This is a genomic window from Pelosinus baikalensis, assembly GCF_020819555.1.
GTDB lineage: Bacteria > Bacillota > Negativicutes > DSM-13327 > DSM-13327 > Pelosinus > Pelosinus baikalensis.
This window is the reverse complement of sequence record NZ_JAJHJB010000001.1, coordinates 294,596-310,897: the sequence shown is the minus strand read 5'-3', so window position 1 is coordinate 310,897 and position 16,302 is coordinate 294,596. Positions and strand designations below refer to the sequence as shown.

Here is a 16,302-nt window from a genome sequence, read left to right as displayed (position 1 = left end):
CGGAGCAGGTCTTTTTGCTGGAAGAAACAGCAGCTTGCCACCTGAAATAGGCGGCAAGCTGCTGTTCATGTAAAGTGGACAAATATTAAGTGCGTTTTAAAGTCTTGTTTGTGTAATGTCTGGACCGGTTAGGCAGTGAGAAGCGAAATAGTGTACCCTGTCCCGGAAGGCTTTCCACAGAAATTTGGCCGCCATGACTTTCGATAATCCATTTAACGATAGAAAGGCCGAGCCCTGCACTGGTATCTTCCACGCTTTTTCGGGAGGGATCAACCTGATAGAACCTGTTCCAAATTTGAGGCAGGTCATCAGAGGCAATGCCAATGCCATTATCTTCAATGCTGCCGAGCACGTCTTCTTTGAGCTGGTGGAGCTCAACTTTAATCCAGCCATTTTGCCGCCCGTAACGTATGGCATTTTGTAATATTAATAATAGACGCATGATCGAGGTTTGGTCGGCAACAATGATAAGGTTGTCGTCAATTGCGGTATGGATGGTGATATTCTTTGATTGAGCAGTTATCATGAGTTCATCGATGACCATATTGGCTATTTCACTCAGGTTGACGGTCTCAAAATCAAGCTGTGCCGATTGATGGTCTGTACGGGCGAGTAACAGTAAAGAAGATACTAAAGCCATCATTTTTTTTGCTTGCTGTTGAATCACCTGCAGGGCGTCCGCTGTTTCGGCGGGGTTGTCTCTCTGGGTCAGGCCATATTCCGTGTGGGCCAGGATAACAGAAAGTGGTGTTCTGAGTTCGTGGGAAGCATCAGAGGTAAACTGACGTTCTTTTTGAAAAGAGAGCTCTAACTGATCCAGCATATGGTCAAAGGTTTGTGCTAGGTCATCAATTTCGTCTTTGCTGCCGCTTAGCTGGATGCGCTTGGACAGGTCGCCGCTATTCTCAATATCTGCTGCCGTTTTTCTGATCAGGCTGACTGGCTGAAACGCTTTTTGGGTAATCAGCCAGCCGCCAAAAGCAGCTAATAGGGCTAGAAACGGAAATAGAATTACGCAAATTAATAAAATATAAGTGCGTGTCTCATAACTTGCATTAAGAGAGACGATTCCCCGGATCCATAATGCTTCCGGCCAGTTAGTACTGACGTAAAGGTCATAGACCAGCCAATGGACTTCACCTGATTGAATGGTTTGGATCTGGTTGTTGTGCAATGGCACAGATGAAGAAAATCCAGACGGTAATAATCCTTTAATTAGAACTTGCTCCCTGTTATAAATAGAGATGCTGATACCGTCATCAAAATATTTTAATTTATGGAAGTCGAAGGTTCCATTTACATACTGAATGTCTTCAACGATATCATAGACTTCATCCTCTAGCTCACGCTGCAATTCAAAAACCAGAATTCTATCGGTGCTAAATGCGAGAATGCCTAAGATAATGCAGAGAATTAAAACAATCAGCCCCGTATACCAAACAGTGATTTTAGTTTTAATTGACAGTGGTTTCATAAGTTCTCCTGCAGAACATAACCCGATCCGCGTACGGTATGAATTAACTTCTGCTCAAAGCCGTCATCAATCTTTTGACGTAAATAACGAATATATACATTGACTACATTGGAAGCACCTTCGAAATCGTAGCTCCAGATGTGTTGCTCGATTTTATCCCGGGATAGAATGATACCTTTGTTGTGAAGCATATACTCCAGAATGGCGAATTCCCTGCCGGATAAAATGATTTGTTTTCCACCTCTGATTACTTTGCGGGTACTGAAATTTACAATTAGATCAGCAACCGAGATAGTATCACATTGAATATCTGTCTGCCGGCGTACTAGTACACGCAGCCTTGCCAGCAGTTCTTCAAAAGCAAACGGTTTTATCAGGTAATCGTCGGCACCGGCATCCAGGCCTTCAACCCGGTTCTCAATGCTGTCTTTAGCGGTCAATAAAAGAACTGGCGGACTTTCTTTTTGCCGGCGAAGCTTTTTTAGCAGGGAAATTCCGTCCAGTTTGGGCAGCATCCAATCCAGAATTACAACATCATATGTTGTTGTTTCCAAATAATAGCAATAAAAATACTGCAATGGTAGCAGAAGTAAAAACTAAACTAAGAGGGGGAGCTTAACCGTAAAGCTGAATGAGAGTGATGTTGCAGCAATCGTACTGAGTGAGTTTCCCGGCTCACAAATTGGTCAGGTAAAGCTGGAATCAGATGATGGATATCGGAAATATGAAGTTAAATTTGCAAATGGTTCGATTCGTGGCGAAATGGAGATTAATCCGGAGACTGGTGTCATCCTGGAAAGATATATCAAATATTAGCAATTAAATAACAGACCAAGCCCCCTAATCGTAGCATTTTACGATAGGGGGCTCTTCATTTGAAAAAAGACGCAAAGGATTTATGATATTCCCTTGCTCTTTTTTCAAAATCAATTTCGTATTAAATAGTCGAATTGGCTTTGAGCCGCTTTCCAATGATTTGAACACGACTGTAATACTTATCTCCTTGGCACTTACATTTAGCTAATTTAGTAGTGCCGCCCTTATAATCAGTGGTATTATATATTATATTAGTCATTATAAGGAAGGCGCATAATTTTACTCTGATCCATTCAATGAATTTGCCAATTCTGTAAAAGATTCGCCGTTTGGATCAAACAGCGAATTTTAAAATAGTAAGAAATAGCAGTCTGCAGCCCGGAATGGGCGATAGACTGCTATTCATTTTATAGAAGGAATTTAGAATTTGAGAAAAAAATAACTAAGAATGCAAGCGTTCTTTTTGAAAAAGGGGTGCAGTATAATTGCCGAATATCTGCAAAATACTTTTGAGACAGGTGAAATTGACGAAAACGCAGTATGTCAGGAATTCCGACATACTGCTGAAGATGGCGAATCAATTTAACTCATACAATAACGAGCTAACCATCCAAGACTTGCTCCAATCATAACAGAGGGAAGAAACATTTTTAGTACCTTAATTGTTATTGCTGTGGAAAGACACCCTATAAGAACCGGAAATGAAATAACTAGTTGACCATCCATTGGTACTAAGATTTGTTTGATGATAAGTGCTGAAATAATTCCAATAGGAACATAATTAAAATATAATCGCAAGGTAGCATTCATCTCTCGCCCTGCCATGATTTCGATGCCTATGATGCGTGATATATAGGTAGAAGCTGCTAACAATCCGATAAGAATCCAGTAATTAAGCATTTTGAGACCTCCTATTTAAATAAAGACCCGCAAGTGGTGACAAAATACCGGTAATGATAATTGTAAATTCATTACCCGGCATTGAATATTCAAGTCCAGACGCTATTACTACTGCAGTGAGTGCTGTTGCAATTACCGGTTTTCCTTTAAGACTGGGGATAATAAGAGCGATAAAAGTAATCGGAAACGCTAAGTCTAATCCCCATCTTTGAGGATCAATTTGGTTTCCAATTAAAGCCCCTATGAGCGAAGAGAGGGTCCAAGCTGCATAAAAAGTACCAGTAATTGTTCCAAAATAAAGAGGGTCCGGTCCATATTTTGTAAACCTTGAAACTCCTAAAACAAAAGGTTCATCTGAAACACCAAAAGCTAACAGCCACTTCCAATTTTTAGCAGGTGCAAGACCTTCAGCTAGGGCAGCTCCGTATAACAAATTGCGCAAGTTCAACAAAATGGAGGTGAAAAGCACACTGGCTAGACTTGCACCCGTCGTTAACATTGCAACCGCTACCATTTGTACGGAGCCGGAAAACACTAACAAGGACATTGCTACGGTGCCCGCTAAACTAAAATTAGCTTGAGTTGCCAGCACACCATAAGATAAACCATATGCTGCAATAGCGATTGCTAATGGTAAAGCTTCGGTAAAACCAGTTCTTATGGTTACTTTTTTTTCGTCCATATTAACAACAGCTCCTTGTTTTATCATGCATTACATTAACTGCTCGAATAAAAATAATTCATACTAATGGGATCTCTCTGATCAAAAGCGAAAAAGGCAATGGTGTAAAATAGGTACTAAAATGGTATAATAAAATTTACATATAGATTATTATAATATAATAAACATTGAATTGGTATATTAAATTTTACTTTTGGTTTATTATATTATAAAAAAGACTTAGAAAAAGCTGGTCTTTTGATCGAGGGAGGAAAAAATGAACATCGAAAAGCCTTGGGGTGAAAGGGATGTGGGGAAGTATATTGGCATCAATCTGCGGCAGTTCCGAGCGAATAAAGGAATTAGTATAGATGTTTTGGCCAAACAAATCGGGGTTAGTAAATTAACATTACTCAATATCGAACGTGGAGAAGCCAATCCTACGTTGTCCGTAATTTGGAAAATCGCAAATGGCCTAAAAATCCCAATAACCGCTCTATTGTCTATCGAATCGGATGTCTCCATCAGTCGGAAGAAAGATGGGATGAAGCTGATCAGTTCAAATGATGTATTTGTCGCTGAGCCTTTGTTTCGTTCCCATGGTTTGATTGAGCTTTATCGGGGATACTTACAACCTCGAGGGGAGTATCTGTCAGAGGCACACCAACCGGGGGTGATGGAATTTGTTACCGTCATGTCTGGTCAATTGACGGTGGAAGTAGACGGCGAGGCTCATCATTTGGATGATTACGATTCCATTCGTTTCAAAGGGGATCGTCCACATAAATATGCCAACCCCTCTTCCTCTTTAACCATGCTGCATTTTGTCATTTCTTATAATAATCTTTAATAGGTCTGTTTCCCAGAATATCAGCATGACTAAGGCAACCCGCCATTTATAGTACAATTTCTTATAAGTACTCTTAAGAATTCTAAGAGCACACGTGAATTTGTAAGTATTTGATGTTCTTGATGATTAGGTCGCTCATTTGACGATGATCTGCAATAGTTTTGGATCTTAATAAATGGCATATATATTACATATATGGTAAAGTTATCCACAAAAATGTGTGTTACTAACAGCTTTATCCACACGAAAACACTGTCTTGTCTCAATTTAAAATGTCCCCTATAAAGTAGACATTAAAAAGTCTACTTTATAGGGGACATTTAAATTAGGTGGACGGCTCTTTTTCTTATTTATTGAATATCCAACCTGTAACCAAAAATCCTCAAAAAACATAAAATATAATGTAAACCAATTATGTTGAAAAGGAGGAATAAATATGGGATTTGGCGGTGGTAGTGGCGGCTGTTGGTTTGTCATCGTCATAATTATTATTCTTTTGTTGTTCTGCGGCTTTGAAGACGATTGCAGCACTACATGCTAAAATCCAATTCATCCGCATAATATAGCTATCCACAAAGGTTGCCTTACTCTTAAAATAGTGAGGTAGCTTTTTTTTATTAGATATTATTTGAGGTGAGCGTGCAGGTAACTGCTTATAAATGCAACTAATGGGTATCCTCCAATGTTAAAATTCAGCATGAATACTGTTTAAATTGCAATGTCCTTGATTTTTCTGTTGAGGTATCAAGGACATTGGTCTGCGTGCACTTCTAAAACAAATCTTCTGAGTACAGTTTCGTCATTATATTTCAGTAACAATTATATGCCACTTGCATATGATAATGTAACGATTAAAAAGGGGGTGCTTTTCCTATGCCTCAACCATCAGTAAACCTTGGGACGGCCACCAGTTTCGCAGTTCTGGCCGGAGCTGGGATTACCAACACTGGTCCAACCACGATTATCGGCGATGTGGGTACGTTCCCAATTACATCAGAAACTGGCTTTGGCTCTGTCACATTGATCGGTACGAACCATGGGGGGGACGCTGTCACTCAGCAGGCAAAAACTGACTTGACCACCGCATATAACGATGCTGCCGGACGAATACCTGCGATCGTCGTGGCCGGGGATCTTGGCGGGTTAACCCTTGTCCCCGGAGTCTACAAATCTACGTCCTCACTTGGGATAACAGGTATTCTCACGCTCGATGCCCAGGGCGATCCTAATGCTGTCTTCATCTTCCAGATGGGTTCTACACTCACCACAGCATCGGGCAGCAGCGTGAATCTCATCAATGGCGCCCAGTCTTGCAATATATTTTGGCAAGTTGGCAGTTCTGCGACTCTGGGAACAGGCTCTACCTTCAGGGGAAATATCCTGGCTTTGGCATCCATCACAGCGACGACCGCCGCAACAGTGGATGGTAGATTGCTGGCTAGCGTTGGTGCTGTTACATTGGACACTAACACTATCACAATATCAACATGTGCAGTTTCCCTGAGCCTTACCAAGGTATGTCCCATTCCCACTCCTCCAAACACCAGCTTTACTGTCGGGGATACGGTAACCATCACTCTTACAGTTACCAACAGCGGCTCTACTGCTGCCACCGACGTTACGGTCCTGGATCAGATTAACATACCTGCAAATGTACAGATCAGCAGTTTAACAACGAATCCATTGGCAACCTTAATTGCCCCGCCTGCAGGACCATACTCGAATACCAACATACTGATTACCTGGACCGGATTGACCATACCCGCTTTTTCATCACAAGTGCTGACTGTGACCTTTACGATCTTGGCCGCCCCAACGCTAGGTGGCGTGATCACAAATTTGGACGCCGGCATCGGAGTATTAAGTGGAACCCCTCTATTTACGTGCACCATTCCTGTGTCAACCGGGGTTTTCCTGAGTCTTACCAAAGTATGCCCCACTCCCACTCCTCCAAATACCAGCTTTACTGTCGGAGACACGGTAACTATTACTCTTACAGTTACCAACAGCGACGCTGTTGTTGCCACCGGCGTTACGGTCGTGGATCAGATTCGCATACCTGCAAATGTGCAGATCAGCAGTTTAACAACGAATCCATTGGCAACCTTAATCAGCCCGCCTACGGGGCCATACTCGAATACCGACATACTGATTACCTGGACCGGATTGACCATACCCGCTTTCTCATCGCAAGTGTTAACTGTGACCTTTACAATATTGGCCGCCCCGGCACTAGGTAACGTGATCACAAATCTGGATGCAGGCATTGGAGGATTAAGCGGCACCAATCTATTCACGTGCACCATCCCTGTGTCAACTGGGGTTTTCCTGAGCCTTACCAAGGTATGCCCCACTCCCATTCTTCCGAACACCCACTTTACTGTCGGCGACACGGTAACCATTAATCTTTTTGTTGCCAACACCGACTCTACCGATGCCACCGGCGTTACGGTCGTAGATCAGATTCACATACCTGCAAATGTGCAGATCAGCAGTTTAACAACGAATCCATTGGCAACCTTAATCAGCCCGCCTACGGGACCATACTCGAATACCGACATACTGATTACCTGGACGGGATTGACCATACCCGCTCTTTCAACAAGAGTGTTGACTGTGACTTTTACGATCTTGGCCGCCCCATCGCTAGGTAATGTGATCACAAATTTGGATGCAGGCATCGAAGTCTTAAGCGGCACCAATCTATTCGCGTGCACTATCCCTGTGTCAACTGGGGTTTTCCTGAGCCTTACCAAGGTATGCCCCGCTCCCATTTTTCCAAACACCAGCTTTACTGTCGGAGACACGGTAACCATTAATCTTACGGTTATCAACAGTGAATCTACCGATGCCATTGGCGTTACGGTCGTGGATCAGATTCGCATACCTTTGAATGTGCAGATCAGCAGTTTAACAACGAATCCATTAGCAGCCTTAATCAGCCCGCCTACGGGGCCATACTCGAATACCGACATACTGATTACCTGGACCGGATTGACCATACCCGCTTTCTCATCGCAAGTGTTGACTGTGACCTTTACGATCTTGGCCGCCCCATCGCAAGGAAATGTGATCACAAATGTGGATGCCGGCATTGAAGTCTTAAGCGGCACCAATCTATTCACGTGCACCATCCCTGTGTCAACTGGGGTTTTGCTAAACCTTATCAAGGTATGTCCCACTCCCACTCCTCCAAACACCAGTTTCACTGTCGGAGAAACCGTAACCATTACTCTTGCGGTTATTAACAGTGCTTCTACCAATGCCACCGGCGTTACAGTAGTGGATGCTATTAACATACCTGCGAATGTGCAGATCAGCAGTATAACAACGAATCCAGTGAATTCCTTAATTGGGCCGCCGATCGGACCATACTCAGATACCAACGTATTGATTATTTGGACCGGATTGACGATCCCCGCTTTGTCAACAAGAGTGTTGACTGCGACTTTTACGATCTTGGCGGCGCCAATACGAGGTGGAGTGATCACAAATGTAGACGCTGGCATTGGAGTATTAAGCGGCACCGATCAATTTACGTGCTTCATTCCTGTGTCGGCAATCATACCCCAGCGCGGGATCCCCTTGTGGTAGAAAGTTGTCACAGGAAGGAAATTTACTAAGACAGAGGCTACCTTCAAGTTCAAAGCTTTGCAGGAAAAAATATTCATAAGCAAATTTGGTGGCGTGGCAGGTGAGAGAGATGCAAGGGAACATACAAAAAAAGTGGACGATTTTAATCTACGCCAACGGTAACAATGACCTGGAGCCGGAAATGTGGCGAACCTTTTTAGAGGCTCAAAGTATCGGCTCTAATGATGATACCAATGTTATTATTCAGATCGGAAGAGCGGAAAGAAGCCTTGTCGGAATCATAAGACCCTTTATTCCATTACCTGGCACCAATGAAAATTGGGTTGGTGTAAGACGTTACTTTTTAATGAAAGATCAATCGATCTTACTTGGGGACTTGGGGAATCAAAATATGGCGGATCCCCTGAGTCTCTATGATTTTATCAAATGGGGAAGGCAACACTACCCTGCTCAGCAAACTATGCTGGTACTTGGTGGGCACGGCTGCCAGTTTGCTGGCTCTATGACGGATTACAGTCAAGAGATACCTTATCTGATGGGGCTGCCTGAAATGAGCCAGGCCATTCACCTAGCCTGCCAAGAAGGTGGGCACTTTATCGATTTACTGGTAATGGACACCTGTTATTTTAATTTTATAGAGGCCATTTATGAACTGGGGCAATATCAATCTCCATCCATTCGTTACGTCTTGACCTACATACTGAATGGCCCCATTTACGGATTGCCCTACCATCGGGTGATTCAAAGGGTACAAAAATACCCGGAAGGTGACGTGAAGCATCTAATTTTTGATCTGGTCAACGCTCTAAACTTAGACTTGGTGGCTTTTGAAATTTGCCACCATAAATTGGAGGAAATCAAAAAAGGCTTTAGTGAGTTGGCTGCTTGTTATTTAAAGCATAGGCAGGTTCAGAAAAGCCTCGGTGACTTACTAACCGCCAATTCAGAGAATCCCTGGAATCATCTTTCATTGGTTGTAGCTCATCTAGCTCGTTCCCTTATCGTTTACGCAAAATCTTCCGTTCAACCCGCTGCGTTTCTGAATGTAGCAAATACAACAACCACTGATCGATATTGTATTGATTTGTACTCTAAATTGGCGTTTGCTCGAAATAATTACTGGACGTACTTGTTAAGTAATGAAACCCTGGCTCCAGATCAAGTCTGCCAGGATTCCCTTGCGTTAAAGCCATTGGTACTATCTCCTCAGGCCATTGATGCGTATATTTCAATCATGAATCCATTGGCCAGTATGGAAGAGAAAATATCCATCTTTCAAAACTTAGTGAATTATAAAAAGTGGGTTTGGAAATAGGAGGTAGGCACTACTACGCCAGATGCTTTTGATTAAAATAGAATGGGGCTGTCTCTCATAGGTTCGAAAATACCTATTTTGAGACAGCTCATTTTTCTGATGATGTAAGCATAGGCGCTTGCTTGATAGAACCGCTTTAACACTTAACTTGAAATGTTGAGTTATTTAACAAAACAGGCAATAAGGCGCTCCAATGCCCAATCGACAATAGCGGCCATGGCAACTGCGCAAGCGAGGGGATTGCCGCCAAAGGTTGATCCGTGAGATACAGGATTAAACAGACTGAGTATCTCTTGAGCACTTTATTATTTTTGCAGATTTGATAGGCCTTTTGCAAGAAGCCGTCCGGCGGAATTATTATACCGGTAGTTTAGCAGAAATAATCACTTAAACAAAGCCGATTAGTCCAACACATAATTATGCGTCAGGCTAATTGGCTTATGGCTTTTCATGGCGTGTATGAAATCTAACTACCTGATAATGTAATGAATGCAAAGATCAGCGGTCTCAGATAAATCAATGACATTACCATCAGATTGCTGCACAATTGAGTTGGAAGGCTTATCTTTATTCACGAAAACGACTCGTGCCTGTTCACCATTTGTGAGAGCGACTAGATTACCAGAGAGAAAGTTCATCATATTTTCAGTAAAAGTAATACATGTTTTGGCATCAATGGAGTAAATATCCTGGCGCAATTTATCCAAACTGGAATAAGGGCTTAACGCACCAGGGGTGTCACAATTAATCGTCAAGGATTCATCAAATAAATCAGCAACCGCTATAATCTTAGCATAAGGATGGATATCTTCTGAAGTTAGTTTATTGGGATAACCATTACCATCTTCTCTTTCATGATGATCTAATATACCAGAAAGTACGCTTTGTGCCATATTTGGTATCTTGCTTACTAGATCATATCCAAGGGTAGTATGAGTTTTATACAATTCATAGTCCTTAGGTGCAAGGCGATGGGATTTATTTAATATCTCTGTCGGCAGCTGCGATTTTCCTACATCATGCAGAAGTCCAGCTAAAGCAATGGCACTAACGCTTTCAGGCGGAAATTTGAGCCATGTGGCGATAAGGGCTGCAATTGCACTTACATTAACACTATGACGAAAAGTATAATCATCACATTGGGGTAAATTATATAATTGGTCAATCGCATTGCCCGTGGCAGATATATTTTCAACAATATCATCAGCAGTATTTGTAAATGTTTCAATGGGAACTTCCTGCGTTTGACGAATGTCTTCAAAAGTCTTTTGAACAGTTGTTACGGATTGATTATAGCTGTTCATGAATTTTTGAATATTAGGATCGGTTATGGGATTTGCTGTTATTTCAGCAATGATTGATACCTTGTCAATATCCCAGTTTTGTAGATTTTTTATTAAAGCTTTACTAATAATCGTGCTTTCACTTGCTAATATTTTACCGTCACTTGTGCAGGCATCCCGAGCTAATTCCATGCCCGGTACTAAGAACTCGATTTTTTGTTCGATAATTTTATGTGTTTTTTGAGGTTTAATACTACTCATCTGCTACACCCCGTATAAAATTTAATATCGTAAAACGCTATCTTCCATAAATAACTATAAATTTCCTGCATTTAATATCAATGCCAGAAAAACTTTCTTACTAGACAAATTTATGAATAGGAAGTATAATCCATATTAAATGATCATTTAATATGGATTGAAGTTGAAAGAATATGGGGGAAAAAGTGAAAAAGGAAATAATGACAGATAAGCCAGCAGTTCATAAAATAATGACTGCAGCAGCTCCTTTGTTCGCACAAAAAGGATTTTCTGCAGTATCTGTAAAAGAACTTGCAGAGGCTGCCGAAGTAAATATTGCTCTAATTTCATATTATTTTGGTGGAAAAGAGAAGCTTTATGCTGCTATACTGGAAGCTCAGTTTGACTTAATAGATAATATAATATTTTCAATTCGCAATGAAGAAAATTGTCCCATCGAAAAGATCAGACGTTTTTCACAAAAATTTGTAAAGTTACATAAATCCTATCCTTATAATCATCGTCTAATTTATGGAGAAATCATAAATTCTACAAACTGCTATGAAAGTATTGTAAAGCCGGGCATTCTGCGCCATCATGATTTCTTAACGGAATGTATTCAAGAAGGAATAAATAATGGGCAAATCCGGTCAGATGTTAAGCCTGATTGCGCTAATGTACTGTTAGGAAGCCTTTTACATTTTTATTTTATGACGAATCATCTTGCTGATGAATTTTTGGAGACAAAAAAGGATAAGGCTGAATATTACATAGCAGAAGCAATCGAAATGTTTCTCAGAGGTGTTTTAAGTAACTATGCATAAAAAAAGTCTTTTAATAAATTCTTTTTTTTAGAATTTATTAAATAAATGTTTAATTTAAAATAATATTTAACCTTAGTTGTACTTATATAAAGGAGTGGAAAGATGCAGAAGTTAAGTAAGAAAACATATTATGGTCTGGCTGCAGGTATTCTTTTGGCAGCTGTAGCAGCGGGAATTATGGTCAAAGGACATTCTAAATCTGCTGTAGTTATGGAAGAGGTGGCCTTGGTTCGTACTGCAGTTGTTGGTGCTGCGGTCGATGCTCAAAATTATATCTATTCCGGTGAAGTTAAGGGGCGCTTTGAAAGTCAGCTGTCTTTTCAAGTTGGCGGGAAAATAGTAAAACGGCATGTACAGCTAGGTAGTGTTGTAAATGCTGGAGATGTGCTTATGGAAATAGACGCCAAAGATGTTAAGCAGACGGTCAACAGTAATGCAGCGCAAGTCTATTCCGCTGAGTCTCAAGTAAAGTTGGCGGAAAGTAATCTTAATCGCTACCAAAAATTATACGAAGGTGGAGCGATTAGTGCAGCTCAACTTGATCAATACAAAAGTGCCTATGATGTGGCTGTTGCAAGCCTGCGTCAGGCTTCTGCCCAATATGCTCAAGGGTCTAATCAATTGGATTATAGTGTTTTATATGCTGATAAAGCAGGCGTTATATCTAGTATAACAGCAGAAGCAGGGCAGGTTGTTGCAGCAGGACAATCTGTAGTTACTATCGTACAGGATGGAGAGCGGGAAGTTGAAATTAGTGTTCCTGAAAATCGTATTGATGAATTTCGTAACATGGGACAGCTTAACGTTTCTTTTTGGGCATTGCCTGCCGTTAGTGTCGATGCTGCTGTTAGAGAAATTGCTCCTATGGCTGATGCTGTATCTCGAACCTATAAAGTCCGGGTAAGTCTGCTGAATCCTCCTCAAGAAGTAAAATTGGGGATGACGTCTACGGTAACGGCAGCTAATGGGGGGAATCGGCAAGCCGCAGTTTATATTCCCCTAACCGCAATTTATCAAAATGGTGATGTTCCTGGAGTTTGGGTGCTACATAATGAAAGTGTAACGTTGCGTCACATTAAAATTGGTGCCTTTGGTGACGGAAAGGTCCAAGTACTGGAAGGTCTCCAAAATGGAGATGTGATTGTTACAGCAGGAGTGCATAAATTAAAAGAAGGGCAAAAAGTTCGTATTAGCGGTGATACGTTATGAAGAATTTTAATCTTACGGAATGGTCTCTTCATCATAAGCAATTTATTTATTTCTTTATTGTCTTATTCTTTATTATGGGGATCGTCTCTTATAACAAACTGGGGCGTATGGAAGATCCTGATTTTACGATAAAACAAATGATTGTTCAAGTGAGTTGGCCAGGAGCTACTGCTCGTCAGATGGAAGAGCAGGTCACTGATAAAATTGAAAAAAAACTGCAGGATTTGCCTGGCCTTGACTATGTAAAAAGCTATTCTACTCCGGGGCAAACCATTACTTACGTATTTTTAAAAGATACGGTTCTCAAGAAAGATGTCCGGTCCACATGGCTGGAAGCTCGTAATATGATAAATGATATGAAAAGCACCCTTCCTGAAGGTGCTTTGGCTCCCAATTTTAATGATCGATTTGATGAAGTATATGGTGTAGTCTATACTCTTACAGGTGATGGCTATACCTATGAGGAAATGCGGCAAAAGGCAGAAAGGATTCGCCGCCTGCTCCTAGATATTCCTAGCGTAAAAAAGATTGTACTCCTTGGAGTGCAAACCGAAAAAATATATATTGAGATAGAAAATAACAAACTGTCTCAATTGGGAATTGATCCAAGTATCATCGCTTCTACGCTCCAAGCACAAAATGCTATGACTGCTTCAGGAATGTATGAAACAGCTTCCGACAATGTTTATTTACGCGTTACAGGAATGTTTGAAGATGTGGAGGCCATTCGCAATGTACCGATTCAAGCTAATGGCAATACGTTTCGCTTAGGGGATATAGCCAAAATCAGACGCAGTTATGCAGAACCTTCTGACCCTAAAATGTTTTATAACGGACAGCCTGCTATTGGAATTTCTTTGGCTATGGAGCCGGGAGGGAATATACTGACCCTAGGCAAGAATTTAGAAAATGCCATTGAACAAATCAAAAAAGAGCTGCCAGTGGGGTTAGAGCTAAATCAGACCGTGAATCAGCCGAAGATTGTAGAAACATCCATTGATGAATTTGTAAAATCCTTAGGAGAAGCAGTGGTTATTGTATTAATTGTAAGCTTTCTTAGCCTGGGGGTGCGTTCAGGTGTCATCGTAGCTCTTTGTATTCCCTTAGTGATTGCAGCCGTTTTTACCTTTATGAATTTTATGGGGATTGATCTGCAGAAAATATCCCTAGGTGCTCTCATTATTGCATTGGGGCTTTTAGTTGATGATGCCATCATCACAATTGAAACGATGTCTGTAAAATTAGAACAAGGCTGGACACGATTTAATGCTGCTTGCTATGCTTATACTGCAACAGCCTATCCTCGGTTAACAGGTGCCCTGGTTACTTGTGCCGGTTTTGTTCCTGTTGCTTTTGCAAAAGGAAGTGCCGCTGAGTATTGCGGCAGTATTTTCACAGTAGTGGTATTGGCATTATTGCTATCTTGGGTCGCTGCCGGCACAGTAACACCTTTATTAGGTTATCTGTTCATTAAGGTGGAATCAGCTGGTGCCGAAGGAAAGGAACACGATATTTATGATACTAAATTTTACCGATACTTTAAAGGAATTCTAATTTGGTGTTTAAATCATAAAAAACAAGTGTTATTAGGAACCGTGGCGTGCTTTCTTGGTGCGGTGTTAGCAATGAGTCTGATTAAACAGGAGTTCTTTCCTGCATCTACCAGGCCAGAGCTAATTGTTCAAATGAAGCTGCAGGAAGGAGCTTCTTTGAAAGCTACGGAAGAAGTTGCTGAAGAATTTGCCAAACGCATAGAGGGTGATCCTGCTATTGATTACTATACATATCATGTAGGTGAAGGCGCTCCTCGCTTTGTCTTAAGCTTTGAACCTACTTTTAATAAAACAAATTTTGCGGAGTTTATTATTGTTGCCAAAGATGCTAAGGCTCGTGAGGCATTATCCCAGAAAGTCAATACTATATTAAATGAAAAGATGACTAGCGTACGGGGGCATATGAAAGTGATTGCCAACGGCCCTTCGGCAGACTATCCTGTTATGATACGAGTTCGAGGCTATGATCCTGAAAAAGTCAGAGTAATAGCCCAGAAAATGCGAGATACCATGGCAGCACATCCAGGTGTAAGGAATATAAACTTTAACTGGGATGAGAAAAGTAAAGTTATACACTTTGAGATTGATCAGGATAAGGCAAGAAAACTTGGAGTCGATACACAGTCATTAGCGTCTTCGCTGCAAACACAATTATCTGGTGCATCCATTGCAGATTTTCGTGTTGAGGATAGAACCATTAGTATGGTATTTAAAGGTGCCCTGCAAGATAGAAATGACATTTCTCGTATTAAAGACTTAAATGTTCATATCGGTAACGGAAAATATGTCCCAGTGGATCAAATAGCAAAAATAAGTTATGATTCGGAAGATGGAATTCTGTGGAGACGAGGTTTGAAGTCTATGGTTATCATCCAGGCAGAAGTAAACCCAGGATTTATGGGAAATGACGTTACGCAAGAGGTTTATGATACTCTTAAAGAGTTACGTGCTGATTTACCTTTTGGTTACACCATTGAAGTAGACGGATCACTGGAAGATAGTATAAAAGCGGCGAGATTTATGTCTGAGCCCATACCTATGATGGTGGGAGCAATCATGATCCTCTTGATGATTCAATTGCAAAATATACCTAAAATGGTACTGACATTATTAACAGCACCTCTTGGCATCATTGGTGTAGTTATGGGGCTTTTACTTACGGGACATCCAATTGGTTTTGTTGTCCAGCTGGGGATTTTGTCCTTATCCGGGATTATTATGCGTAATTCAGTAATCTTGATAGACCAAATTGAACAACTGGTTTCAAATGGAGAATCCATGTGGGATGCAGTTATTGATGCGACAGTCATTCGCTGCCGTCCTATCTTATTGACGGCAGCAGCAGCAATCTTAGCAATGATTCCCCTGTTCTCCAGTGTATTTTGGGGACCAATGGCAGTGGCGATTGCTGCTGGATTATTTGTTGCTACCATATTAACACTGTTAGTATTGCCGACCATGTATGCAGCTTGGTATAAAGTACATATGGGAATGCCGCGAAATAAGGATAATGAGGTTAATTTTTCTGAGTAAACCAAGATGATATTCTTAATTAGATTCTCGGTATAACCAAATATGGGAGG

Annotated in this window: 14 protein-coding genes and 1 pseudogene; 8 read left to right on the top strand and 7 right to left on the bottom strand. The window is 41.2% G+C overall.

Annotated elements, in window-relative coordinates:
* Positions 1–85 precede the first annotated feature (85 nt).
* Positions 86–1,474, bottom strand: a complete 1,389-nt coding sequence (locus LMF89_RS01250) for a sensor histidine kinase (protein ID WP_229533514.1) — start codon at positions 1,472–1,474, stop codon at positions 86–88.
* Positions 1,471–2,052 (bottom strand): winged helix-turn-helix domain-containing protein, encoded by a 582-nt coding sequence (locus LMF89_RS01245; protein ID WP_229533513.1) that lies wholly within the window; start codon positions 2,050–2,052, stop codon positions 1,471–1,473. The genes LMF89_RS01250 and LMF89_RS01245 overlap by 4 nt, the downstream gene beginning before the upstream one ends.
* Before the next feature lie 49 nt (positions 2,053–2,101).
* Between LMF89_RS01245 and LMF89_RS26110 the strand changes: the two genes are divergently transcribed.
* Positions 2,102–2,290: a PepSY domain-containing protein gene (locus LMF89_RS26110; protein WP_369412553.1), complete on the top strand. Its 189-nt coding sequence runs from the start codon at positions 2,102–2,104 to the stop codon at positions 2,288–2,290.
* 582 nt (positions 2,291–2,872) lie between these two features.
* Here the strand turns inward: LMF89_RS26110 and LMF89_RS01240 are convergent.
* A complete protein-coding gene (locus tag LMF89_RS01240; protein ID WP_229533512.1) occupies positions 2,873–3,190 on the bottom strand; it encodes an AzlD domain-containing protein in 318 nt (105 codons plus the stop codon).
* Positions 3,183–3,872, bottom strand: a complete 690-nt coding sequence (locus tag LMF89_RS01235; protein WP_229533511.1) for an AzlC family ABC transporter permease — start codon at positions 3,870–3,872, stop codon at positions 3,183–3,185. The genes LMF89_RS01240 and LMF89_RS01235 overlap by 8 nt, the downstream gene beginning before the upstream one ends.
* A 256-nt stretch (positions 3,873–4,128) precedes the next feature.
* Here LMF89_RS01235 and LMF89_RS01230 point away from each other — a divergent pair, with 256 nt between their 5' ends.
* Together LMF89_RS01230 and LMF89_RS26105 are read left to right on the top strand one after the other, a co-directional pair.
* The gene (locus LMF89_RS01230) at positions 4,129–4,701 is read left to right on the top strand and encodes a helix-turn-helix domain-containing protein (protein WP_229533510.1); all 573 of its coding nucleotides are present in this window, start codon (positions 4,129–4,131) and stop codon (positions 4,699–4,701) included.
* A gap of 873 nt (positions 4,702–5,574) precedes the next feature.
* A pseudogene (locus tag LMF89_RS26105) lies at positions 5,575–6,885 on the top strand (ice-binding family protein); the annotation flags it as partial.
* 281 nt (positions 6,886–7,166) lie between these two features.
* Here LMF89_RS26105 and LMF89_RS01210 read toward each other — a convergent pair.
* Positions 7,167–7,535, bottom strand: coding sequence for a hypothetical protein (locus LMF89_RS01210; protein WP_229533506.1), 369 nt, complete (start codon positions 7,533–7,535; stop codon positions 7,167–7,169).
* Between the two features lie 34 nt (positions 7,536–7,569).
* Between LMF89_RS01210 and LMF89_RS01205 the strand changes: the two genes are divergently transcribed.
* Together LMF89_RS01205 and LMF89_RS01200 are read left to right on the top strand one after the other, a co-directional pair.
* Entirely contained in the window at positions 7,570–8,295 is a 726-nt protein-coding gene (locus tag LMF89_RS01205; protein WP_229533505.1) for a DUF11 domain-containing protein, read from the top strand.
* A gap of 109 nt (positions 8,296–8,404) precedes the next feature.
* On the top strand, positions 8,405–9,610 hold the full coding sequence (locus LMF89_RS01200) for a clostripain-related cysteine peptidase (RefSeq protein WP_229533550.1): 1,206 nt from the start codon (positions 8,405–8,407) through the stop codon (positions 9,608–9,610).
* A 161-nt stretch (positions 9,611–9,771) separates the two neighbouring features.
* Here LMF89_RS01200 and LMF89_RS26100 read toward each other — a convergent pair whose 3' ends face one another.
* Both LMF89_RS26100 and LMF89_RS01190 read right to left on the bottom strand, forming a co-directional pair.
* On the bottom strand, positions 9,772–9,900 hold the full coding sequence (locus LMF89_RS26100) for an aminotransferase class III-fold pyridoxal phosphate-dependent enzyme (protein WP_369412552.1): 129 nt from the start codon (positions 9,898–9,900) through the stop codon (positions 9,772–9,774).
* Between the two features lie 180 nt (positions 9,901–10,080).
* A complete protein-coding gene (locus LMF89_RS01190; protein WP_229533504.1) occupies positions 10,081–11,154 on the bottom strand; it encodes an HD-GYP domain-containing protein in 1,074 nt (357 codons plus the stop codon).
* A gap of 185 nt (positions 11,155–11,339) precedes the next feature.
* On the opposite strand from LMF89_RS01190, the gene LMF89_RS01185 reads away from it, so the two are divergent.
* The 3 genes from LMF89_RS01185 to LMF89_RS01175 all read left to right on the top strand — a co-directional run bounded on the left by LMF89_RS01185 (position 11,340) and on the right by LMF89_RS01175 (position 16,252).
* On the top strand, positions 11,340–11,957 hold the full coding sequence (locus tag LMF89_RS01185) for a TetR/AcrR family transcriptional regulator (protein ID WP_229533503.1): 618 nt from the start codon (positions 11,340–11,342) through the stop codon (positions 11,955–11,957).
* A gap of 102 nt (positions 11,958–12,059) precedes the next feature.
* Positions 12,060–13,166: an efflux RND transporter periplasmic adaptor subunit gene (locus tag LMF89_RS01180; protein ID WP_229533502.1), complete on the top strand. Its 1,107-nt coding sequence runs from the start codon at positions 12,060–12,062 to the stop codon at positions 13,164–13,166.
* Positions 13,163–16,252 (top strand): efflux RND transporter permease subunit, encoded by a 3,090-nt coding sequence (locus LMF89_RS01175; RefSeq protein ID WP_229533501.1) that lies wholly within the window; start codon positions 13,163–13,165, stop codon positions 16,250–16,252. Before LMF89_RS01180 ends, LMF89_RS01175 begins: the two co-directional genes overlap by 4 nt.
* Positions 16,253–16,302: the final 50 nt, after the last annotated feature.

Coding starts and splice junctions, on each gene's coding strand:
- LMF89_RS01190 (WP_229533504.1), bottom strand. CDS start 11,154: ATGAGTAGTATTAAACCTCAAAAAACACATAAAATTATCGAACAAAAA.
- LMF89_RS01230 (WP_229533510.1), top strand. CDS start 4,129: ATGAACATCGAAAAGCCTTGGGGTGAAAGGGATGTGGGGAAGTATATT.
- LMF89_RS01200 (WP_229533550.1), top strand. CDS start 8,405: ATGCAAGGGAACATACAAAAAAAGTGGACGATTTTAATCTACGCCAAC.
- LMF89_RS01235 (WP_229533511.1), bottom strand. CDS start 3,872: ATGGACGAAAAAAAAGTAACCATAAGAACTGGTTTTACCGAAGCTTTA.
- LMF89_RS01240 (WP_229533512.1), bottom strand. CDS start 3,190: ATGCTTAATTACTGGATTCTTATCGGATTGTTAGCAGCTTCTACCTAT.
- LMF89_RS01175 (WP_229533501.1), top strand. CDS start 13,163: ATGAAGAATTTTAATCTTACGGAATGGTCTCTTCATCATAAGCAATTT.
- LMF89_RS01180 (WP_229533502.1), top strand. CDS start 12,060: ATGCAGAAGTTAAGTAAGAAAACATATTATGGTCTGGCTGCAGGTATT.
- LMF89_RS01250 (WP_229533514.1), bottom strand. CDS start 1,474: ATGAAACCACTGTCAATTAAAACTAAAATCACTGTTTGGTATACGGGG.